The following is a 22637-nucleotide window of genomic DNA, read 5'->3' as shown; positions in this document are numbered from 1 at the left end:
TATGCAAAAACAATTTCTTCTTATTCTTGCATTTTTTGTCTTTCAAATTGGATCTGCACAGATATTAGATATTTTTAAAAATAAAAGCTACGAGGTTTCTTCCTATGTTTTAAAAGAAAAATTCGACAAAGATTATCTGCCATCTGAAATAGAAGGTAATCACGACAAATTGAAAGATGGAAATAAGGATTGGGAAAAAATTGATACGGAACTTAAAAAAATAGCATTAGAAAGAATTGAAAATGCAGTTTCATTCTTTGAAATAAACGCCAACATTAAGAAACAACTCCAGGTTACTAAGGATATCGCTATCAATTACCGCAAAGAAAATGAGTACGGAGAGCCCGTTTTTCAAAATTTGAAGATAAAGTTACTCAGCGTAGTCAACGATTTTGCGATTTATGCGTTGGAGTATCATTTTGAATCAAGGGATCAATCCAATTCTAGAACTTCTAAAAAACTTGTTGCAAGGTATTTTTATAGCGCAAATATAAATACAGGTTCCATTGAAAATATTGATATAAAACCTAATAAAGAACAACAAAAAATACTGGAAACGCTTAGTATTTCAGAATTCCAAAAAATCTATTTGCTGCAAACCGAAAAACTGGAAATGAATGATGTCGCGAAAATTCATAATCCGATTCAAGCTGACTCTTTATTCTCCAAAAAGATAGACTATTCCGAAGCTATTATTTTTCCTTATACTGCTGGCGTAATGCTTGAATTCCCAGATTATTCTGAGTCTTCAAAAATTTTGGATGGACAATCATTTCGGTTTTTATTAAAAGACAAGGATTTGGAAAGTTTTATCGCACAGTTTCCGAAATTCAAAAAATACTTTTCTCAGAATTTAAAACCCGCATCAAAAACCACCAAGGATAGACTGGCGGACGAACAAATATATTTGGACAAATTTAAATCTGGTCCGGAGGAATTAACGATTTTAAAACTATTTGATTTCGACAAAAAAATCTATGAAATGAAAATTGATAATTTTCAAATTTCTGATAAAGAAAAGAGATTTCAAGGTTCCAAAATATTTCTTTTTAATGAAGATGAGAGTATTCACTTAATTGAAAATAGAGATTCTAAGGGAGAAATACATTCCGAAGAAAAATTTACATACACTGATTTTCAAGAATTAGAAAGTGTGACAACTACTGGATATCGGAAAAACCTGACTCTTTATTATTACAAAAACCAGGAATTGATTTATTCAGAAATGATCGAACTTGAAAAACAAGGAAATCCATACGACTCTTACAAACAGACTGATTTAAAAATCCGACAACATCATCTTATCTATAACGACAAGTATCGCTATGACATTTCATTTAATCTTGTGGGTGACATTTCCGAGCGTATCAATGGTCGTCATAATTCAGAAAATATGGCTTGTGGAAATAGTCATTGTTTAATTTATGATTCAGAAGAAAGAGTTGTTGGAGTTAAAGCCATGAAAAATGGTTCTGTAGAGCTATTGACTGACGATGATGGAAAAATATTGGAAAGCTATTTTGACAGTAATAGACATCAATATTTTTTTACCTACGATGCTAAAAATAGACTCGAAGAAATAAAATATCTAGAAAGTGGAAATTTAAAAAATACTACCATTTATCAATATCACGAATCGACAGGAAGTCCTCTGAGCATTTTGAAAGAAGGTCAAACTACTAATGAGCAAGTATACAGCTTCAAATTTCGGGATTGACATAGGAATAAATCTTTTCAAATTGCATTTTATTTTTCATTCTCCCATTCTTCTCTAGTCAACGAATAAAAATTATGAAGCGTTCCATCATATTCAAATTCATTTCTTTTAATAAGCCCCACTTTTTTCAATATTGAGTTTGAAGCTATATGCGAAACATCAGCAATACCTACGATTTCTTTAAAATCTAATTTTGTAAATCCGTGATTTAAGGAAGCGATTGCAGTTTCTGAAGCATATCCTTTTCCCCAGTATTTTTTCAGAAATCGATATCCCAGATCATAGTATCCGGTTCTTTCATTTACAACATCGGTCACAAACTTAAACCCACTCCACCCAATAAACTCACCGCTTTCCTTTTCAACAACTGCCCATCTACCAATTCCATTTTCAATATATTGTTTTTGAATAAAGGCTATATTTATTTTAGCTTCGTCTAAAGAAGCAATCGGATTGTTTCCCAGAAAAGTATGCACTTCAGCGTCTGAGTCCATTTCAAACATGGCTTGAGCATCTTCAGCTATTAAATCGCGCAATAGCAGGCGATCTGTTTCTATGTGAATTTTCATTTTTTTAAGAGATTTGAGAAGGGAGATTTGAGATGTGAGTCTTGAGACGTACGACAAAAATAGTTTTAAAAAGTGATTCCCAGTTCTATTTTCTATTTTTGAATTTCTACTTTCTACTTTTATAAATTTCAAAGCATCTGTTTTCTTTCAAAATCCAGCAAGCTAATTTAAAAATACAGAACCATTTCACCTACAAATGAATAAAATTACTGACTTCTGAAACTGGACAATTAATCCATCACAAAAGTATTATACTGAACAGACTCCAAGTAACGAAATAACTATCTTTGCAAAATAGAAAATAACAACCTATTGTGCATTTTGATGAATATCATTCAATTTTGGTAAAATTTCAAGTTTTTTGCCTCTTATCCTAAAGGAAGAACTTGAAATTTCATCCATATTCCCTTTAGGGTTAGGGTAAAAATCGATGAAATGTTCAAAATGCACCACGGATAATAATAACAATAGTTAATAATTAATAACCAATGAACTACTTCTCCACCAACTTCACCCTCGGCATTCTTGGCGGCGGACAATTGGGCAAAATGATGCTTTATGAAACCCGCAAATGGGACATTCGTACACACGTTCTAGATCCCAGTGCCGAAGCACCCTGCCGAATAGCCACAGATTATTTTGAGCAAGGGGATTTAATGGATTTCGAAACTGTTTATAACTTCGGAAAAAAAGTAGATGTACTTACTTTTGAAATTGAAGGTGTAAATATTGAAGCATTAGAAAAGTTGGAAAACGAAGGCGTAAAAGTATATCCAAGCGCTGCTACCTTGCGAAACATTCAAGATAAAGGTGTACAGAAACAGTTTTACAAAGTACATAAAATCCCAACCTCTCCCTTTAAAGTTTACAAAGATAAAAACGATTTAAACGAAGCGATTGTACGCAAGGAGCTACATTTCCCTTTTGTTTGGAAAAGCTGCACTGGTGGTTATGATGGGAAAGGCGTTAGCATGATTAGGACTGAAGAAGATGTAATCCCACTTTCAGAAGGTTCTTGTATTGCTGAAAAACTGATTCCTTTCAAAAACGAATTGGCAGTAATTGTTGCGCGAAATCCTTCCGGGGAAGTGAAAACATATCCCGTTGTAGAAATGGAATTTCATCCCGAAGCCAATCAGGTAGAGTACGTAATCTGCCCTGCAAGAATAGACGATGCCGTTGCCAACAAAGCAAGAGCTTTAGCAACTAAAGTATCCGAAGCTTTTCAGCACGTAGGGCTTTTAGCCGTAGAAATGTTCCAAACCGAAGACGATGAAATTCTAGTAAACGAAGTAGCACCTAGACCTCATAACAGCGGTCATTACAGCATTGAAGCCAGCTATACCAACCAATTTGAACAACAGATACGAGCCATTTTAGATTTGCCATTAGGAAACACAGAAAGCAAAGTGGGCGGGATTATGGTCAACCTTGTGGGTGCAGAAGGACACACTGGACAAGTGGTCTATAAAAATATAGAAAAAATATTAGCCATGGAAGGCGTAACACCGCACATTTATGGCAAAAAAGAAACGCGACCTTTTAGAAAGATGGGGCATGTGACCATAGTAAACAAAGACTTGGACAAAGCACGAAAAATTGCGGAGCTGGTAAAGAAGACGATTGAGGTTATAGCCTCATAGCCTCTATCTCCCAAAGAGGGAAATGCAACTTGGCGGAATTTATGCCAAGTTCAAAAAACATATATTATCAGTAACAACACTTCAAATATCATTATTTATAAGACCGACGATGGTCTTTTGGACGTTCAAGTAAAATTGGACGAGGAAACAGTTTGGCTTTCCTTAAATCAAATTTCGATTTTATTTGATAAAGATAAATCAGTAATATCAAGACACATTAAGAATGTTTTTAAAGAAGGTGAGCTTGAAAGAAGTTCAGTTGTTGCAAAAAATGCAACAACTGCTTCTGACGGGAAAACATATCAAGTTGAGTTTTTCAATCTAGATGTAATCATTTCAGTTGGTTACCGAGTAAATTCCAAAAAAGGAACCCAATTCAGGATTTGGGCTACAAACAAACTAAAGGATCATCTCATTAAAGGTTATTCGATAAACGAGAAACGTCTTAAACAACTCCAACAAACAATTCAGCTAGTAAAACGCGCATCGAAACAAATATCTAATACAGACGAAGCGCAAGGTTTGATGGAAGTACTTTCTGACTATTCCAGAGCACTAGACATATTGGATGATTATGACCATCAAAAACTATTAAAAACAGTTACAGACAGAGAAGTAACATTCAGCATTGACTATGACGAAGCAATAAAGGCAATTGAAAAGTTAAGAATAAAATTTGGCGGCTCCAGTTTATTTGGAAATGAAAAAGACCAATCGTTTAAAAGCTCCATTGCTGTAATAGATCAAACATTTGATAATAAAGACCTCTATCCAAGTTTAGAAGAAAAATCTGCTAACCTACTGTATTTAGTAGTTAAAAATCATTCATTTACAGATGGAAACAAACGGATTGCCGCATGGCTGTTTGTTTGGTACTTAGCAAAAAACAACTTTCTTTACAATGAAGACGGATCAAAAAAGATAACAAACAATACACTAGTTGCCTTAACTTTGATGATTGCCGAAAGCAATCCCGCGGAAAAGGAAATGATGATTAACGTAATCATTAATTTAATGAATACTAAAGAATAACAAGTAGACACAAATTCAAATGTCCATCTTTTGGAATTTGGAATTTAAAAATTTGGAATTTATGAACAAAGTAGCAATAATAATGGGAAGCACCAGCGACCTGCCAGTAATGCAGGACGCGGTAGACATCTTAAAAGAATTTAATATTGAAGTGGAAATAGACATCGTTTCTGCCCACCGAACCCCCGACAAACTTTTTGATTACGGGAAAAACGCCCATACCCGCGGAATTTCAGTAATCATTGCTGGAGCAGGTGGCGCGGCACACCTTCCTGGGATGATCGCTTCGCTTTCGCCATTGCCCGTAATTGGCGTTCCTGTAAAATCCAGCAATTCTATAGATGGCTGGGATAGCGTGCTTTCAATTTTACAGATGCCAGGCGGTGTTCCTGTTGCAACAGTAGCACTTAACGGTGCAAAAAATGCTGGTATCTTGGCCGCGCAAATTCTAGGAGCTTCTGATAAAGCTGTTTTAGATAGAATTATCGCCTATAAAGAAGAATTGAAGATTAAGGTTGAAGCCGCTTCAAAAGAATTAAACAAATAGTTTCAAAAAAGTTTCCCGCAGATCTCTCAGATTTTCGCAGACTTTTATTCCATATATTTTCTGCGAAAATCTGCGTAATCAGCGGGCTAAAAATTACACTTGATAATGAACAATCCACTTTTCGAAAAATACAATACAGCCCCATTTTCCCAAATAGAAAACAAACATTTTCTTCCGGCAATCAGCACACTGATTACGATAACAAAGACCGAAATAGATAAAATCACTTCAAATTCTGAAGCACCAACTTTTAAAAATACGATAGAGGCTTTAGAAAACACAGGAGAAAAACTAGCAAGGGCAACTAGCATTTTCTTCAATTTAAACTCTGCGGAAACCAATGATGAAATTCAAGCAATAGCACAGGAGGTTTCACCATTGCTTACAGAATTTAGTAACGACATGTTGCTGAACGAAGCTTTATTCGAAAGAATAAAAACCGTTTATACCCAAAAAGACGAACTAGATCTTTCCGAAGAACAGCACATGCTGCTCGATAAAAAATACAAGTCCTTTTCAAGAAACGGCGCAAACCTTTCCGAAGAAAAGAAAACGGAGTTGCGCAAAATAGACACTGAACTTTCTAAACTCAGTCTTAAGTTTGGCGAGAATGTTCTGGCGGAAACTAATAAATATGAGCTTTATATTACAGATTTAGAAGATCTTTCGGGTCTTCCCGAAGGAGTAATTGAAGCTGCCGAACAAACGGCTAAAGAACACGGAAGAGAAGAAGGTTGGGTTTTTACTTTGGATCACCCAAGTTATGTGCCGTTCCTTACTTATGCGGACAATCGTGAACTTCGCCGAAAATTGGCCATTGCATTTGGCGCCAAGGGTTTTCACAATGATAAATTAGACAACCAGAAAAATGTGTTGCAGATTGCAAATCTACGTCACAAACGTGCTGTGTTGTTAGGCTATAAAAGTCACGCCCATTTTGTTCTTGAAGAACGGATGGCCGAAACTCCTGAAAAAGTAAAATCATTTTTAAATGAACTGCTTGAAAAAGCAAAACCAGCCGCACAAAAAGAGTTTGAAGAATTAACGGCTTTTGCAAAAGAACTAGATGGTATCGATCACTTAGAGAAATGGGATGGTGCTTATTATTCCGAAAAACTAAAACAAAAGCGCTTCAATCTAGATGATGAAAAGCTAAAGCCTTATTTTGAATTAAAGAATGTTATTCAAGGGGTTTTCACCGTTGCTGAAAGGCTTTACGGACTTCATTTTGAAGAAGTACAAAACATCGATAAATATCACAAAGACGTAAAAACCTACGAAGTTAAAGATAATGACGGGGAATTGGTTGCTATCTTTTATGGCGACTTCCACCCAAGAGCTGGAAAACGAAATGGAGCTTGGATGACTGTTTATAAACCTCAGCAAATAAAGGAAGGTAAAAACGATCGACCACATATTTCCATAGTTTGTAATTTCACAAAACCTACAGCGAGTAAGCCTTCACTTCTAACCTTTAATGAAGTAACAACCTTGTTTCACGAATTTGGCCACGCGCTACATGGGATGTTGGCAAACACTCACTACCCTAGCCTTTCTGGCACAAGCGTATATTGGGATTTTGTGGAATTACCAAGTCAGATTTTAGAAAACTGGTGTTATGAAAAGGAAAGTTTGGAACTCTTCGCCAAACATTATAAAACCGGAGAAGTTATTCCGATGGAATACATTGAAAAAATTAAGGAATCCGCTACTTTTCATGAAGGAATGGCAACGCTACGCCAACTGAGCTTTGGATTATTGGATATGGCTTGGCACGGCCAAGATCCTTCAGGAATAACAGATGTAAAAGCTTTTGAAGTTGCTGCCTTTGACGACACCCAACTTTACCCAGATGTGAAATGGAATTGCATGAGTACTTCGTTTTCACATATATTTCAAGGGGGTTATTCGGCAGGATATTATAGCTATAAATGGGCTGAAGTGTTGGATGCAGATGCATTTGCATATTTTCAAGAGGAAGGAATTTTCAACAAAACCGTGGCAGACAAATTTAAAAAATTTGTGCTTTCACAAGGTGGAACTCAGGAACCAATGGAACTTTATACTCAATTCCGCGGACAAGAACCAGATCCAGAAGCACTTTTAAAACGTGCGGGATTAGTCCCCCCAACCACCTAAGGGGGAGAATGAAAAAGACCTAACAGGCGTCATTGCGAGGAACGAAGCAATCTCCTGTTAGGTTTTTTCCAAATGTCTCCTGACACTAGTTCAAAATAAACTTCTTCGTTAAGGTATGCCCGTTTTCTAAAGCAAACTGCGCAATATAGAAACCTTTTGCAAATTGTTGAAGTTGCAAGCTTCCATTTTCATTATTCACTTTTTCTGAATAGATTCTTTGTCCGGCAACATTATAAATGGCAATGGCTGTCACATCTGATACCTTATTGTTTAAACGATAATTCAAACTTTTATCCTTCACATAAACAGTAATTGCTTTTTCAGAAAAATCATTCACTGAAAGCGTTTCTGGCTTAGCTGCTTCAATAAGAAATTCTAAGCCTAGTTTTGTAAATTTAGTTGCGTGATCCGGGGTATTAAAAAAGGAATATAGATCGTTAGAACTGTGGATATTAGGGTTGTCTTGACTCATTGCAGCCTCAAATGGGAAAGCCGCGTCATAGCCATTTGCCGCCCAACTAGCATGATCTGAACAACCATAACCGCATTCGGTTGTGGCATATCTAAAGTTATGAGCGCCGTTGGCGTTGTAATGATCCATCAACGCGAATAAATAGTCGTTTAAAGTTGAACTATTATAATAATCGGTAGTTATATAAATATCTCTGCTGGAACCTTTATAACCTGTCATATCAAATTGCACATACGCGGCCACATTTACACCGTTATCTGCATATTCCTCCGCTATTTCTGCAGAGCCTACAAGACCCTGCTCCTCGGCAGCAAAAGCCATGACCTCAATAGTTCTATTAGGCACAAAGTTTTTGGCCAAAAGCACGCGCACCATCTCGTTAAGCGAGGAAATTCCTGAAGCATTATCATCGGCTCCGGGAGCATCATTTTTATCCCCTTGTGAAGTTGAATCTATATGTCCACCAATAATCACAAATTCGTCTGGAGTATTTGCTCCATCAATAGTTAGAATTACAGAAGGCATCGGCGTATTGACGTGATTATAAATTCGTGTATGAATATCCGTTCTTCCAGAAGCCAAAATCCACGCATCCCATTTTGCCTGCTGATCCATAACCGCCTGCTCTGCTTGTGGTTTTGTGTGGTAACGTGTGCCATAAGCTTGTAACAGCAAAATGTTATCCTCAATATTCTGACTATCAACCAAATCTAGACATTCGTTTACAAAAGCATCTTCAGTAATGGAGTAGTCCAAGACTGAAGGTCTGCGCTGCAACTGATTTAAAGCCGAAAGCGCTTTTTCTTCAGAAGCTTTAAAGATATAGCCAGGACCATGGGTTTGCACATTGTCGTGAATGTGATGTGCCACTTCTTCAGAAATAAAAACAGCAGATTGATTGTTTTCAGTTTTTAAAATCTGTACATCATTAGGATAGAGCGTTTTAAAAGATGCCGCATCTTCCGCATCCATAGTAGCATAAATAGAATTGCCGTTTTGGGCAATAGCAGTCAGTGTAAATAATAGGAAGGAAAATATTCCAATAGTAATTTTTTTCATCGAGAAGGTTATATAATTTGTGCCGTAAAAATAAAATTTCTCACTAATATATCATTGAATTATAAAATTTTAACTGTTTTTTTTATAAATATTTAAATACAAAAGCGTGTAGTTTTCGTATATCTTGCGCTAACTTCATTACTTTTATAATAGATTAAAACTATCATTCTGGAACTATTAAATCCTGACCACTGGGTCGATAAATATGCCGATTATCTCTATAACTACACCATAGTTAGGGTTAATGACCCTATTGTTGCCCAAGATCTGATTTCAGAAACTTTTTTAGCAGGCCTCAAATCGAAAAACAATTTTAAGGGGGAAGCCACCGAACGCACTTGGCTTATTTCAATTTTAAAGCGAAAAATAATTGACTATTACCGAAAAAGAAGCTCGAAAAAAGGAAGGACTGAGGTTCATATTTCCTATAAAGATGAAGGTTCCGAAGGCGATTGGCTTGAAGAAAACGCCGCAGATCCATTCGATAAAAATGCGCAGGACAAGATGGAAAATGAAGAACTTGGTCTTGCTATTCTGGAATGCTTAGATAAACTCAGCGAAAAACAAGCCGCAATCTTTAGAAAGAAAACCATCGAAAACCAAGATACCGATGCCATTTGTAAAGAATACAATATTACGCCGTCTAACTTATGGGTAATAATTCATCGAGCACGAAAATCATTAATCGAGTGTTTAGAGAAAAACTGGTTCAATTAAAGTATTAATATGAGATTTTTTTTAAAATGTAATGAAGCGGCTCATGTCTGCGATAAAAGCCAGTATAATGAGGCGGGATTTTGGGATATAGTCATCTTGAAAATGCATTTAGCAATTTGTAAACTATGCCGTAATTATTCCAAACAGAATGTAAAACTTACCGACATCATAGCGGCCTCAAAACTAAAAACACTTCATCCAGAAGAGAAACAGCGCCTGAAGATGCAACTTCAACAAGAGATGAATACTACACCTAAACCCTAAAATTTTTCCAAAAGCAAAAACAATAAAAACCAAAGAATAGGCAAACCTTCTACCCAAAAAGAGGCAAAATATCGTTTTTGATCGGCTTTTGAAATAATCAACACCCACCCCAAAATTGCACAAAAAACTAAGAGACTTGCAATATAAGCTATCTGAGAATCCTCTTTAAAAAATTCAAAAACGATACAGAGTAATAGAATTGCTTCTCCTAACATCTTAGTATTCCAAATCCCCAACTGTTGTGGCAAGGTCTTAAGGTTAAGTGGATCATAAGGCACATCCCGAATTTCAAAAGGTAAAATAAGCGCAATAACAATTAAAACACGTTGAAGAAAAGTAAGCAATACATCTCCAGAAACTGGCATTTCTGAAGCTACAACGGGAACAATAACAGTTACTCCCGCCCAGACAAAGCCAACTACAAAGATTTTTATTCCGGAAAGGCTCCTAAGATTTTTATTATGAATCAATGGCACCGCATAAAAAAAAGTTGCCAAACTAAACAAACCAGTTATTAACAATACCTGGATTGAAAGACGAAAAGCAACAATGCCAAGCAAAATAAAAGAGACGGCTGAAAAGATCTGGATCGTTTTCAAAGAACGCGTCAATCTGTGATGATGAAGCCCTGCTACTTTAGAATATTTCACAAAATTATAGCCGGTTAAAGTCCCAAAAAATACAAATGCCCACAGCGCCGGCGGTATGGTCAATTCATATTCCATAACAGTGATGGCCAAAAATGCTAGGACAGCTAGCGCAACATGAATGCTACTGTTTATATAAAAATCGAAAACGCCGATTAAAGGCTTCATAAATTCAAGAATAGCTAGAGTATTTGCAGGGTTTAAATTTAGTTGAAAAATTATGTTTTTCAATGACTTAAAAGCCTATAAATTCACCTTAAAAATTGTAATTTTGCACCGTTTTGTCAATTATTGATTTACTCTAGTTGACCGAGCACAAAACGGAAAAGTAATAAAAAAATATCCGCGGAAGTTTATATTGTACTAAGAACAGGCTGCGGCGAAATACAGCACAACTATGAATACAGATTCTTTTGCTTTAAGGCATATCGGTCCCCGGGAAAGCGACCTTCCCGAAATGCTTGAAATCATTGGTGTAAAATCACTTGACCAACTTATCTTCGAAACAGTTCCAGATGACATTCTGCTAAAAAAAGCACTCAATTTGGAAACAGCAATGAGTGAGCAGGAGTATCTTGAGCACATTACAGAGCTATCTTCAAAAAATAAAATTTTCAAAACTTACATCGGTTTGGGTTATAATCAATCCAATATACCGCCAGTAATTCAAAGAAACGTTCTTGAAAACCCGGGATGGTACACGGCCTACACGCCATACCAAGCTGAGATTGCCCAAGGCAGACTGGAAGCGTTACTGAATTTCCAAACTATGGTTTCAGATTTAACCGGAATGGAGCTGGCAAATGCCTCTCTTCTCGATGAATCTACAGCCGCAGCCGAAGCCATGTCACTGCTTTTTGCCGTTCGGGAAAAAGAAAAGAAAAAGAACAAGGCCTCCAAGTTCTTTGTTTCTGACGATATATTTCCGCAGACACTTGCTATTCTGCAAACCCGTTCAGAACCTATTGGTGTAGAATTGGTTGTAGGCAATCACGAAGAGTTCGATTTTTCAGAAGAATTTTTTGGCGCAATTATTCAATATCCTAGCAGAACAGGAAGAGTTCACAACTATAAGGATTTTATTGAAAAAGCAAATGCCAACAATATAAAAGTTGCCGTTGCAGCAGATATTCTAAGCCTTGTATTGCTGGAATCTCCAGGCCATTTTGGCGTTGATGTGGTTGTTGGAACTACTCAACGATTTGGAATTCCACTTGGTTATGGAGGGCCACATGCTGCTTTCTTTGCTACAAAAGATGAGTACAAACGCAATATTCCGGGAAGGATTATTGGCGTAACAAAAGATACTGACGGAAATAGAGCCCTACGTATGGCTCTTCAAACCCGCGAACAACACATTAAACGAGACAGAGCGACTTCAAATATTTGTACTGCGCAAGTTTTATTGGCCGTTATGGCAGGAATGTATGCCGTTTATCACGGTCCTGAAGGCTTGAAATATATTGCCCGTAAAGTGCATAACGGAGCCACAACGCTTGCAAATGCTTTGGAAAAACTAGGTTTTGAACAACTAAACGAAACTTATTTTGACACCATCGCAATAAAGACCGATGCTACGAAAATTAAGTTCTTGGCGGAAGCGAAAGAGGTGAATTTCTATTACCCAGACAACGAAACGGTTTCAATCTCCATAAACGAAACCACAACCGTAAAAGACCTCAACAAGATTCTTGCAATTTTTTCCGAAGCAATCAAAAAAGATTTCCTAAAAATCACAGAACTGGAAACCGGAAACAAAATCCCTCAGGAAGTAGCTCGTAAAACCGAGTTTATGCAACAGGAGGTTTTCAACAAATACCACAGCGAAACCGATATGATGCGTTACATCAAAAAACTGGAACGCAAAGATCTTTCGTTGAACCATTCTATGATTTCATTGGGTTCTTGTACCATGAAACTGAATGCCGCTGCCGAAATGCTTCCGTTAAGCGACCCAATGTGGGGCAACGTGCATCCTTTTGTTCCGGTGGAACAAGCTGAAGGCTATCAAATAATTTTAAAGAAACTAGAAAAACAACTTACTGAAATCACTGGTTTTTCAGGCACTTCGCTGCAACCAAATAGTGGTGCGCAAGGTGAATTTGCTGGCTTGATGGTTATTCGTGCCTACCACGAATCTCGTGGAGAAGACCATAGAAACATTTGTTTAATTCCATCTTCTGCTCACGGAACCAATCCCGCAAGCGCCGTGATGGCAGGAATGAAAGTAGTGGTTACCAAATCTACCGATGAAGGAAATATTGACGTTGATGATCTTCGCGAAAAAGCGATAAAATACAAAGACAATCTTTCCTGTTTAATGGTTACCTATCCCTCAACTCATGGCGTTTATGAATCCGCAATTCGAGAAATTACAGGTATCATTCACGACAATGGTGGACAGGTTTATATGGATGGTGCAAATATGAATGCACAAGTTGGCCTGACACATCCCGGAGCAATTGGCGCCGATGTTTGTCACTTAAATCTTCATAAAACCTTCGCTATCCCTCACGGTGGCGGTGGACCAGGCGTTGGACCTATTTGCGTTGCAAAGCAGCTTGTTCCGTTTTTGCCTTCAAACCCTATAATAGCTACCGGTGGAGATAAAGCCATTTCGGCAATTTCAGGCGCGCCTTATGGCAGCTCTTTGGTATGTTTAATAAGCTACGCCTACATCTGTATGCTTGGTGTAAATGGTTTGAAAAAAGCTACCCAACACGCCATCTTGAATGCCAACTATATCAAAGAAAGACTGAGAGGACATTACGAAGTATTATACGCTGGAGAACGCGGTCGTGCAGCTCATGAAATGATTGTGGATTGTCGTCCATTTAAAGCAAAAGGAATTGAAGTAACGGACATTGCAAAACGCTTGATTGACTACGGCTTCCACTCGCCAACGGTATCTTTCCCAATTGCAGGAACCTTGATGATAGAGCCTACGGAAAGTGAGAGCAAGATGTCTTTGGATCAATTCTGTGATGCGATGATTTCTATCAGAAAAGAAATAGAAGCAGCCGATAAGGATAATCCAAACAATGTGTTGAAAAATTCACCACATACCATGCAAATGCTGACTGCAGATGAATGGATTTATCCATATACTAGACAAGAAGCAGCATTTCCGATAGAATATGTTTCAGATAATAAATTCTGGCCATCAATTAGAAGAGTAGATGATGCCTATGGCGACAGAAACCTAATTTGTACTTGTGACCCAATTGAAGCCTATATGGAAGCTTAAGGAATAGTATTCAGTGGTCAGAGGCCAGTAATCAGTGTAGAAACAAAGTTTAATTACTTACAATTACTCACTGACTCCTGCATACTGACCACTGATTACTGAATTTTCCGTATTTTTAACGAAACTTTTACTTTATGAATGTCAAAATTACAGGCATAGGCAGTTATATTCCGAGCGAGATTGCAAAAAATGAACAATTTGGCAACCATCATTTTTACAATGAAGATGGATCACGTTTTGGCCAAGAGAACGAAACCATCATTGAAAAGTTTAAAGCCATTACTGGAATTGCGGAACGCAGATACATTCCTAAAACTTTAAACACTTCAGACATTGCATCTTTTGCGGCAGAAAACGCCCTTAAAGATTCCGGTATTAATAAGGAAGAACTGGATTATATTATTGTAGCGCATAATTATGGCGATGTAAAACACGGTTCTGTACAAAGTGACACTGTGCCCAGTATTGCCACTCGTGTAAAACACAATCTTAAAATTCAAAACCCAAGTTGCGTAGGTTACGATATGCTTTTCGGCTGTCCAGGATGGATTGAAAGCATGATCCAGGCCAATGCATATATAAAATCGGGAATAGCCAAAAAATGCTTGGTGATTGGTGCCGAGGCACTTTCCAGAGTGGTAGATCCGCACGATCGCGACTCGATGATTTACAGTGATGGAGCTGGCGCCGCTATTGTTGAAGCCACAGATGAAGAGGGTGGAATTCTTAGCCATATAAGCGCCACGTATGCTTTTGATGAGGCGCATTTTATCTATTTCGGTGAAAGCAACAACCTAGAAAAAAAAGACAATCGCCGCTATATTAAAATGTACGGTAGAAAGATTTATGAATTCGCCTTAAACCACGTGCCAGACGCTATGAAAACTTGTCTGGAAAAAAGCGGATATGGAATCGATGACGTCAAAAAAATCCTGATCCATCAGGCAAACGAAAAAATGGACGAGGCCATCGTAAACCGTTTTTATAAGCTATACGGCAAAGCCACGCCAGAAAATATTATGCCAATGAGTATAGACAGACTGGGCAATAGCAGCGTAGCAACCGTACCCACGCTTTATGATTTAGTGTTAAACGGTGAACTAAAAGGACATTCACTTCAAAAGGGTGACGTCATTATTTTTGCTAGCGTTGGCGCAGGGATGAATATTAATGCGATTGTTTATAAGGTTTAAAAAAAAGACTTAAGACTAAACGACTTAGAACGTAAGACAAAATGTTTTAGACTTCATAAGTGACATATCCTAAGTCTGCATCAAAATATTATACGATTAAGAAACCAAGTCAATGTACGAAGGCCAATTTCCAAAGAAAAGATACAAGCACACCTTAAGTTTTTTAAACGAAGTTATTTCTAAAGAAGAAAAAATTCTCGATCTGGGTGTTCCGAATCCTTTTTCAGAAATCTTATCGAAAGAAGGTTTTAAGGTTACCAATTCCAAAGGAGAAGATCTGGATCTTAAAACAGCTATTGTAAAAACAGAAGAATATGATGTTGTTACCGCTTTTGAAATCTTTGAACATTTAGTTTCTCCCTTCAATGTTTTAAAAGATATTCAAGCCAAAAAATTAGTCGCTTCTATTCCCTTAAAACTTTGGTTCGCCTCAGCATACCAAAGCAAGACGGACAAATGGGACCGTCACTACCACGAATTTGAAGATTGGCAATTTGACTGGTTACTGGAAAAAGCGGGATGGCGAATTGTAAAAAGTGAAAAATTTACAAATCCAATTAAGAAAATCGGAATACGTCCTATTCTACGAAGGATTACGCCGCGCTATTACTTGGTATATGCAGTAAGAGATTAATGGATTTCTACATCGTCATACCTGCCCATAATGAAGAAGTATTTATTGGCGACATGCTCCAGTCATTTGTTGGACAAACCCTACTTCCAAAAAAAGTAATAGTTGTGAACGATGCTTCCACAGACGGCACACAAAGAATAATTGATCAATTTTCAGAAAAATACCAATTTATTAAAGGGATCTTTCACAACTCAGATAAACTTCATGAGCCGGGAAGCAAGGTAATAAACGCTTTTTATAAAGGCTTAGAAACACTAGATACTGAATTCGACATTATTTGCAAATTTGATGCAGATTTAATTTTTCCAAAGGATTATTTAGAAAAAATAGCTCTAGCTTTCAAAAACGATCCCGCAGTAGGAATCGCGGGAGGCTTTTGTACTATTGAAAAAGATGGCAATTGGATTGTGGAAAACCTCACGAACAAAGACCATATTCGAGGAGCTTTAAAAGCCTATCGAAAAGAATGTTTTCAAGAAATAGGCGGACTCAAAAAATCCATGGGCTGGGACACCGTAGATGAACTCCTCGCCCAATTTCACGGATGGAAAGTAAAAACATATCCTTCACTTCAGGTAAAACACCTAAAACCGACTGGAAAGGTTTATACTGAAGCCGCAAAATACCGACAAGGTGAAGCTTTCTATAAAATGCGTTATGGATTCTCGCTCACCCTGATTGCTTCAGCCAAACTCGCTTCAAAAAAACAAGATTTCCGGTTTTTTAAGAATTGTATCGAAGGCTATCAAAAAGCTAAAAAAAAGAAACTGGATTATATCGTTTCCGAAGAAGAAGGAGAATTTATAAGAAAACTGCGCTGGCGCAAAATTCGAAAAAAACTCGGCTTCGATACATTTTGAAAGTTTACCTATTCCTCTCAATATATATAAATGGTCTGCTTTCAAAACACTCAGCCACCGTTGATCAGAATTTACTTTTCTATTTTAGCCCTGTTTAATTAGAAATAGAATTTTCTGATTTAGATTTTAAATTACTGGGGCTGCCAACTGCAACTGCCAACTTTTTTATCATTTTCGATTTCGATTTCGATTTCACCTTCAACTTCATCTTCAACTTCAACTTCATTTCAAAATCTATTATATTGCCTATTTTTGCAATAAAAACAAACTACAATGAATTTTAAGCTTTCCCTTCTCGCGCTTCTCTTATCATTTTCCGTAATTACAACATCTTGCATTTCAGTAAAAGTTAGTGACAATACTGTTTCAGCTGTTTCTTCTGAAGTAAGAAAACCAAAGAACATCGTCCTTCTTATTGGTGACGGAATGGGCTTGAGTCAGGTTTCTGCTGCTATTTATTATAAAAAAGATGGAAAGCCAAATTTTGAACGCTTTAACACCATTGGACTCAGCAAAACCTCATCTTCAAGCGACTTGGTTACCGATTCTGCAGCTGGAGCTACGGTTTTTTCCGCTGGAGTAAAAACATATAACGGCGCAATCGGCGTTGACAAAGACACTATTGCCGTGCCAACAATCGTGGAACAACTTTCAAAAGAAGGTTATAGCACTGGGATTGTTGCCACTTCTTCCATTCAACACGCAACGCCTGCAAGTTTTTATGCGCACGTAAAATCGCGAAGATTTTATGAAGATATTACCGCTTTTGCACCTAACAGCGGCGTCAACTTTTTCGCAGGCGGTGGGTTAAAGTTTTTCAACGATAGAAAAGATGGAGAAAATCTTTTAGATGATATGAAAGCAAAAGGATATGATGTCTTTACTGATAAACTTCCAAAAACTCCAAGTAGAAACAATGAAATAATCCTTCTTGCTGAAGACGGAATGCCAAAAATGAGCGAAGGTCGAGGTGATTTTTTGCCAAATGCCACAAAACTGGCACTAGAAAAATTATCTAAAAACGAAAAAGGGTTTTTCCTGATGGTTGAAGGTAGCCAGATAGACTGGGGCGGTCATGCCAACGATGCCGACTATTTAATTGAAGAGCTTTTGGATTTTGACAAAACCATTGGGGAAGTTTTGGATTTCGCCAAAAAAGACGGAGAAACTCTTGTAATTGTAACCGCTGATCACGAAACTGGCGGTTTTACACTTGCTACCGATGGTAAAAATTACAATAAAATTAAACCTACTTTTTCCACAACAGGTCACTCTGGAACTATGGTTCCTGTTTTTGCAGAAGGTCCTGGAGCTTCACTTTTCAACGGAATTTATGAAAGCAACGAGATTTATCATAAAATGAAAGCGCTTTTGGCGAAATAGATGAACAAGGTTGCAGGTTTCGGTACTAATTTCAGCTTTGCTGCGCACGCTGAAATTCACTCAACCACCTTTGACTGTTAACCTATTTAATATTACGATAGATAAGGCTTGGCTGCGATGAAATTCACGCAACCACCTTTGATTGTTAATCGATTTAATATTTTGGTTTAGAATGTTTACGCTGGAGCTCAAGCAACTACATTGAAGATGAAATTTTGTCGCTAATTTACAGCACTGTCTCGCTACCGACTACGGACCAAAGACTACCGTCTACCAACTATCCGTCGAAATCTTTTTTCTTAACGCGCTTTTTTGATTTCAGTGCTGTAATTTTAGTATTTTAGCCGTAGCTATCGTTTTTATGAAGTATATACAAGATATTGGATCTTATTTTTTAATGCTTAAGAAGGTGTTTGGTAGTTTTACCAAAACGTCGGTTTTAAAGCATTTGATTTTTAAGGAAATTAACGACCTGATTATCAGCTCATTAGGCATCGTTTCGTTTATCTCCTTTTTTGTGGGCGGGGTTGTTGCAATCCAAACTGCATTAAACATGGATAACCCTATTATTCCTGATACTTTAATTGGTTTTGCCACCAGGCAATCTGTAATATTGGAATTTGCCCCTACATTTATTTCTATTATTATGGCGGGGAAAGTTGGATCGTTTATCACTTCTAGTATCGGCTCTATGCGCGTTACAGAACAAATTGACGCCTTGGAAGTAATGGGAGTCAACTCGCTAAACTATTTAGTTTTTCCAAAAATAGTTGCTTTAATGTTCTACCCTTTCTTAATAGTAATCGCTATGTTCCTTGGGATTTTAGGCGGTTGGGTTGCAGGCGTGTATGGTGGTTTTAGCAGTTCATCAGACTTTATAGCTGGAGTACAGCAGGATTTTATACCTTATCAACTATTTTATGCGTTTTTTAAGACCTTCGTTTTTGCTTTCATTCTAGCAACAGTTCCTTCTTGGCAAGGATTTTATATGAAAGGTGGCTCCTTAGAAGTAGGTAAGGCCAGCACAAATTCCTTTGTTTGGACCAGTGTTCTTATTATTGCTTCAAACTTTATAATAACCCAACTTCTTTTAAGCTCATGATAAAAATTGAAGACGTACATAAAAGTTTTGGGGACGAAGAGATCCTAAAAGGAATTTCCACTGAATTTGACAAGGGAAAAACCAATTTAATTATAGGTAGAAGTGGTAGCGGTAAGTCCGTTTTGCTGAAATGTCTTATCGGTCTCTTTAAACCTGAACAAGGCCGTATTTATTATGAAAACGAAGCCATCCAAGACATGGATGATGACAAGCAACGAAAGCTACGCGAAGAAATAGGTATGCTATTTCAAGGTGGAGCCCTCTTTGATTCTATGAATATTGAAGAGAACGTGATGTTCCCATTACGCATGTTTACAAAACAGAAGAAATCTGATATGGTAGCACGCGTAAATGAAGTTCTAAAACGTGTAAACCTTGAGAACGTAAATAAAAAGTTTCCAGCAGAAATTTCTGGAGGGATGCAAAAACGAGTTTCAATTGCTCGCGCTATTGTAAATCAGCCAAAATATCTATTCTGTGATGAGCCTAACTCAGGTCTTGACCCTAAGACAGCCACTTTGATAGATAATCTAATTCAAGAAATTACGCACGAGTATGATATTACTACAATTGTCGTAACACACGACATGAACTCCGTGATGGAAATAGGTCAAAAAGTAGTGCTACTTAAAAACGGTAAATTAGTTTGGCAAGGAGATAACGAAGAGATCTTTAAAACCGATAATGAAGACGTCACTAGTTTTGTGTATTCCTCAAATCTTTTCAAAAAAATCCGTGAAGTACAGCTAAAAGAAGGATAAAAAACTACTGATATTCCAAAACCTGAAGGGTATCCAATTTCAGTTTATATTTTAACCAATTCTCGATTTTCTTCAATTCTTTCTTTTTTTCTTTAGCTGATATATCTTTTTTCCAGCCAATGTTTATTACAGGCAAGGTATCCATTTTCTGAAAGTTGGTAGTAATTTTATTTGAAAAACTAAAAGTCTCTACGTTTTCATAATTTATCTTGAGTTCTTCACTCAACTGTTTAAAAGGCACATTTCTAACTTTCATAAGTGCGACCTGATTTTCTAAAAACCGAATCTTCTCGTCCTTACCCTGAATTATCTGTTCGTTCTTTACGTATAAATCTTCCAATATTCCTGCCTTAATTTCACCTGAAAGCTTTGCCGCCATTTCTCCTGATTGGTCTGCCCCTTGATAGATGCGAAGATGTGTTTGTTCCAAACTCTCTGTTTTTTCAAGTTCAGCTAACCAATCATTTATTTTGTTTTGCGGCACAGGCCGTCCAATTAAATAAACATCAATATTTTTCGATTTATAATCATGTGTGAACTTGACTACTTCGGCACCTTCATACTTAATAATAGTCCTTACAAAATCCCTCGTTTTGTTTTCAAAAACTTGTTGATCCAAAAGATTAATAAAAAGATAGATGCTGGGCACCATCACTGCAATTGCTATAGCAGAGGCAATCTGCGCAGTTCTTCTTCGGCGTTTGCTATTGGCATAACGCACCAACGGAAATCGTAAAATTTTTGAAACAATAAAGGTGGAAAGCGCAATAAAAACAGCGTTTATAGAAAATAAATACATCGCCCCAAGCGCATATTCTCCACTACCCACTGCGAGCCCATAACCTACGGTACACAAAGGTGGCATCAACGCTGTGGCAATCGCAACCCCAAAAATAACACTGGCAATAGTTCCACTTTTTGTTTTTGCTACTATCAAGCCTAGCCCACCGAATATTGCAATTAACACATCCAGAATAGTAGGATAGGTTCTAGCAATAAGTTCTGGTGTTTCTTCGGTTAGTGGGGAAAGCTTAAAATAGAGAAAAGCGGTAAGCACACTTAAAAAAACCATTACTCCAAGGTTTATTAAAGAGCGTTTTAAAGTTTCAACATCATTAATGGCTACAGAAAGACCAATACCAACTATCGGTCCCATTAAAGGCGATATAAGCATCGCTCCAATCACTACTGCCGTACTACTAACGTTAAGCCCTATGGAGGCCACAAAAATAGAGAAGATAAGAATCCAGGCTGTGTGTCCTTTAAATGAAATATCCTTCTTTACAGCATCTATGGTCGCATCACGGTCAGTATCTGAACGAATGTCAAAAAGCTCAATCAAGAATTTTTTTATGCTCTCCCAAGTATTGAGTTTTACATTTTCAAATTCTTCATCATTTGGAGTTATATTAATGTCATCCTTATTACCTGATGTACTCATTATAAATATTTTTTATCGAATTTATCTGAAACCACTTTCAATAACTCTTTTATTTCCTGCTCTTTTTGCTTTGGAAAAAGCAAGAGCACATCCTCATTATCTACTACAATATAATCGTCAATTCCATCTAAAATAACCAACTTTTTAGATGCTGTGAAGATCATATTATTTTTTGAATTATCTAAATAAGTTTCTGCATTAACAATAGCATTTTTTGAATCGTCTTTTTCCAACCTTTCGTGCAGGGCTCCCCAAGTTCCCAAATCGTTCCAATCAAAGCTGGCTCTTTTCACAAAAACATTCTCCGCCTTCTCTAAAATTCCATAATCTATGGAGATATTTTCTGCTTTGGGATAATTATTATCTACAAAACTCTTTTCTTTGGAAGTGTTTAAAGCATCTATTCCACTTAAGAAAAGGGAAGTCATTTCGGGCAAATATTTTTCAAAGGAGTTTATAATACTTTCTGCGCTCCAAATAAAAATTCCTGCATTCCAAAGAAAGTTTCCAGCAGTAAGAAATTTTTTGGCTGTTTTATAGTCCGGCTTTTCCCGAAACTGCTGCACTTTTGTAATTATAGAAGGATCGTTTTTATCACTTTCAATATAACCATAGCCTGTATTTGGAAAAGTTGGCTCAATGCCTAAGGTAAGGAGGATATCTTCCCGCTGCGCAGCGCCAAAACAGGCTCGCACGTCTGCCGCGAATGCATTTTCGTCTTCAATCCAGTGGTCGCTAGGCGCAACAAGCATTAATGCGTCCGGGTTTTCCTTTCGAACTTTTAAGGCAGAAAGCAAAATACAAGCCGCCGTATTCCGCATGGCAGGTTCTAAAACTATTTGCTCTTTCGAAATTTGCGGCAAATGTTGCAATGTAAGCTCCAGATATATTTCATTGGTAAGAATATAGATATTTTCCGATGGAATTATTTTCTGAAGTCTCGAAAAAGTCTTTTGTAACAAGCTTTGCCCCGTTCCCAACATATCGTGAAATTGCTTTGGAAATTCCTTCGTACTCACTGGCCAGAATCGCGACCCGATGCCGCCCGCCATAATTACTGCATAGTTGTTTTTGTTCATATCTATAGTCGATGAGTTGAGAAGTCAATACGTTAAGATTCCCAATCTAGCACTTCTCTAGTTAATTTATAGCTTTAATTTTTTTTATCTATTTCAATTAGTGTCCTTTAATAATTGCAACAGCTATTTTA

Annotated in this window: 19 protein-coding genes; 14 read left to right on the top strand and 5 right to left on the bottom strand. The window is 37.2% G+C overall.

Annotated features, from left to right (window positions below; translation table 11 throughout):
• Nucleotide 1: 1 nt before the first annotated feature.
• Nucleotides 2-1717 carry a hypothetical protein gene (locus G440_RS0105170; protein ID WP_026450327.1) on the top strand — a complete coding sequence of 572 codons (1716 nt, stop codon included), beginning with the start codon at nt 2-4 and terminating at the stop codon, nt 1715-1717.
• 29 nt (nt 1718-1746) lie between these two features.
• Here G440_RS0105170 and G440_RS0105165 read toward each other — a convergent pair whose 3' ends face one another.
• Nucleotides 1747-2286 (bottom strand): GNAT family N-acetyltransferase, encoded by a 540-nt coding sequence (locus G440_RS0105165; protein WP_026450326.1) that lies wholly within the window; start codon nt 2284-2286, stop codon nt 1747-1749.
• A gap of 488 nt (nt 2287-2774) precedes the next feature.
• On the opposite strand from G440_RS0105165, the gene purK reads away from it, so the two are divergent.
• The 4 genes from purK to G440_RS0105140 all read left to right on the top strand — a co-directional run bounded on the left by purK (nt 2775) and on the right by G440_RS0105140 (nt 7647).
• Nucleotides 2775-3929, top strand: coding sequence for a 5-(carboxyamino)imidazole ribonucleotide synthase (gene purK / locus G440_RS0105155; RefSeq protein ID WP_026450325.1), 1155 nt, complete (start codon nt 2775-2777; stop codon nt 3927-3929).
• Nucleotides 3930-4046: 117 nt separating this feature from the next.
• A complete protein-coding gene (locus G440_RS0105150; protein ID WP_245574828.1) occupies nt 4047-4961 on the top strand; it encodes a virulence RhuM family protein/type II toxin-antitoxin system death-on-curing family toxin in 915 nt (304 codons plus the stop codon).
• Nucleotides 4962-5022: 61 nt separating this feature from the next.
• Entirely contained in the window at nt 5023-5508 is a 486-nt protein-coding gene (purE, locus tag G440_RS0105145) for a 5-(carboxyamino)imidazole ribonucleotide mutase (protein ID WP_026450323.1), read from the top strand.
• A 105-nt stretch (nt 5509-5613) separates the two neighbouring features.
• Nucleotides 5614-7647: a M3 family metallopeptidase gene (locus G440_RS0105140; RefSeq protein WP_026450322.1), complete on the top strand. Its 2034-nt coding sequence runs from the start codon at nt 5614-5616 to the stop codon at nt 7645-7647.
• A gap of 85 nt (nt 7648-7732) precedes the next feature.
• Here G440_RS0105140 and G440_RS19510 read toward each other — a convergent pair whose 3' ends face one another.
• On the bottom strand, nt 7733-9178 hold the full coding sequence (locus tag G440_RS19510) for a M20/M25/M40 family metallo-hydrolase (RefSeq protein ID WP_051285161.1): 1446 nt from the start codon (nt 9176-9178) through the stop codon (nt 7733-7735).
• 168 nt (nt 9179-9346) lie between these two features.
• Between G440_RS19510 and G440_RS19505 the strand changes: the two genes are divergently transcribed.
• Both G440_RS19505 and G440_RS0105125 read left to right on the top strand, forming a co-directional pair.
• Nucleotides 9347-9895 (top strand): sigma-70 family RNA polymerase sigma factor, encoded by a 549-nt coding sequence (locus G440_RS19505; RefSeq protein WP_084426596.1) that lies wholly within the window; start codon nt 9347-9349, stop codon nt 9893-9895.
• 9 nt (nt 9896-9904) lie between these two features.
• Complete coding sequence (locus G440_RS0105125; RefSeq protein WP_026450321.1) at nt 9905-10159, top strand: hypothetical protein; 255 nt, start codon at nt 9905-9907, stop codon at nt 10157-10159.
• Here G440_RS0105125 and G440_RS0105120 read toward each other — a convergent pair.
• On the bottom strand, nt 10156-10974 hold the full coding sequence (locus G440_RS0105120; protein WP_026450320.1) for a UbiA prenyltransferase family protein: 819 nt from the start codon (nt 10972-10974) through the stop codon (nt 10156-10158). The genes G440_RS0105125 and G440_RS0105120 overlap by 4 nt on opposite strands.
• A 229-nt stretch (nt 10975-11203) precedes the next feature.
• On the opposite strand from G440_RS0105120, the gene gcvP reads away from it, so the two are divergent.
• From gcvP to G440_RS0105085, 7 genes are all read left to right on the top strand, one after another.
• Entirely contained in the window at nt 11204-14053 is a 2850-nt protein-coding gene (gcvP, locus tag G440_RS0105115) for an aminomethyl-transferring glycine dehydrogenase (protein WP_026450319.1), read from the top strand.
• A gap of 134 nt (nt 14054-14187) precedes the next feature.
• Nucleotides 14188-15246, top strand: coding sequence for a 3-oxoacyl-ACP synthase III family protein (locus G440_RS0105110; protein WP_026450318.1), 1059 nt, complete (start codon nt 14188-14190; stop codon nt 15244-15246).
• Nucleotides 15247-15358: 112 nt separating this feature from the next.
• Nucleotides 15359-15880 carry a class I SAM-dependent methyltransferase gene (locus G440_RS0105105; RefSeq protein ID WP_026450317.1) on the top strand — a complete coding sequence of 174 codons (522 nt, stop codon included), beginning with the start codon at nt 15359-15361 and terminating at the stop codon, nt 15878-15880.
• A complete protein-coding gene (locus G440_RS0105100) occupies nt 15880-16740 on the top strand; it encodes a glycosyltransferase family 2 protein (RefSeq protein ID WP_026450316.1) in 861 nt (286 codons plus the stop codon). The genes G440_RS0105105 and G440_RS0105100 overlap by 1 nt, the downstream gene beginning before the upstream one ends.
• Nucleotides 16741-17013: 273 nt before the next feature.
• On the top strand, nt 17014-18123 hold the full coding sequence (locus G440_RS0105095; RefSeq protein WP_026450315.1) for an alkaline phosphatase: 1110 nt from the start codon (nt 17014-17016) through the stop codon (nt 18121-18123).
• 361 nt (nt 18124-18484) lie between these two features.
• On the top strand, nt 18485-19225 hold the full coding sequence (locus tag G440_RS0105090; protein ID WP_026450314.1) for an MlaE family ABC transporter permease: 741 nt from the start codon (nt 18485-18487) through the stop codon (nt 19223-19225).
• Complete coding sequence (locus G440_RS0105085) at nt 19222-19986, top strand: ABC transporter ATP-binding protein (RefSeq protein ID WP_026450313.1); 765 nt, start codon at nt 19222-19224, stop codon at nt 19984-19986. Before G440_RS0105090 ends, G440_RS0105085 begins: the two co-directional genes overlap by 4 nt.
• Nucleotides 19987-19990: 4 nt before the next feature.
• Here the strand turns inward: G440_RS0105085 and G440_RS0105080 are convergent, their stop codons facing one another.
• Both G440_RS0105080 and G440_RS0105075 read right to left on the bottom strand, forming a co-directional pair.
• Nucleotides 19991-21427 (bottom strand): DUF389 domain-containing protein, encoded by a 1437-nt coding sequence (locus tag G440_RS0105080; protein WP_026450312.1) that lies wholly within the window; start codon nt 21425-21427, stop codon nt 19991-19993.
• Nucleotides 21427-22506, bottom strand: coding sequence for a mannose-1-phosphate guanylyltransferase (locus G440_RS0105075; RefSeq protein ID WP_026450311.1), 1080 nt, complete (start codon nt 22504-22506; stop codon nt 21427-21429). The genes G440_RS0105080 and G440_RS0105075 overlap by 1 nt, the downstream gene beginning before the upstream one ends.
• Between the last annotated feature and the right edge of the window lie 131 nt (nt 22507-22637).

Origin of the sequence: Aequorivita capsosiphonis DSM 23843 (genome assembly GCF_000429125.1) — a bacterium.
GTDB classification, from domain to species: domain Bacteria; phylum Bacteroidota; class Bacteroidia; order Flavobacteriales; family Flavobacteriaceae; genus Aequorivita; species Aequorivita capsosiphonis.
This window is presented reverse-complemented; position numbering and strand designations above follow the sequence as displayed.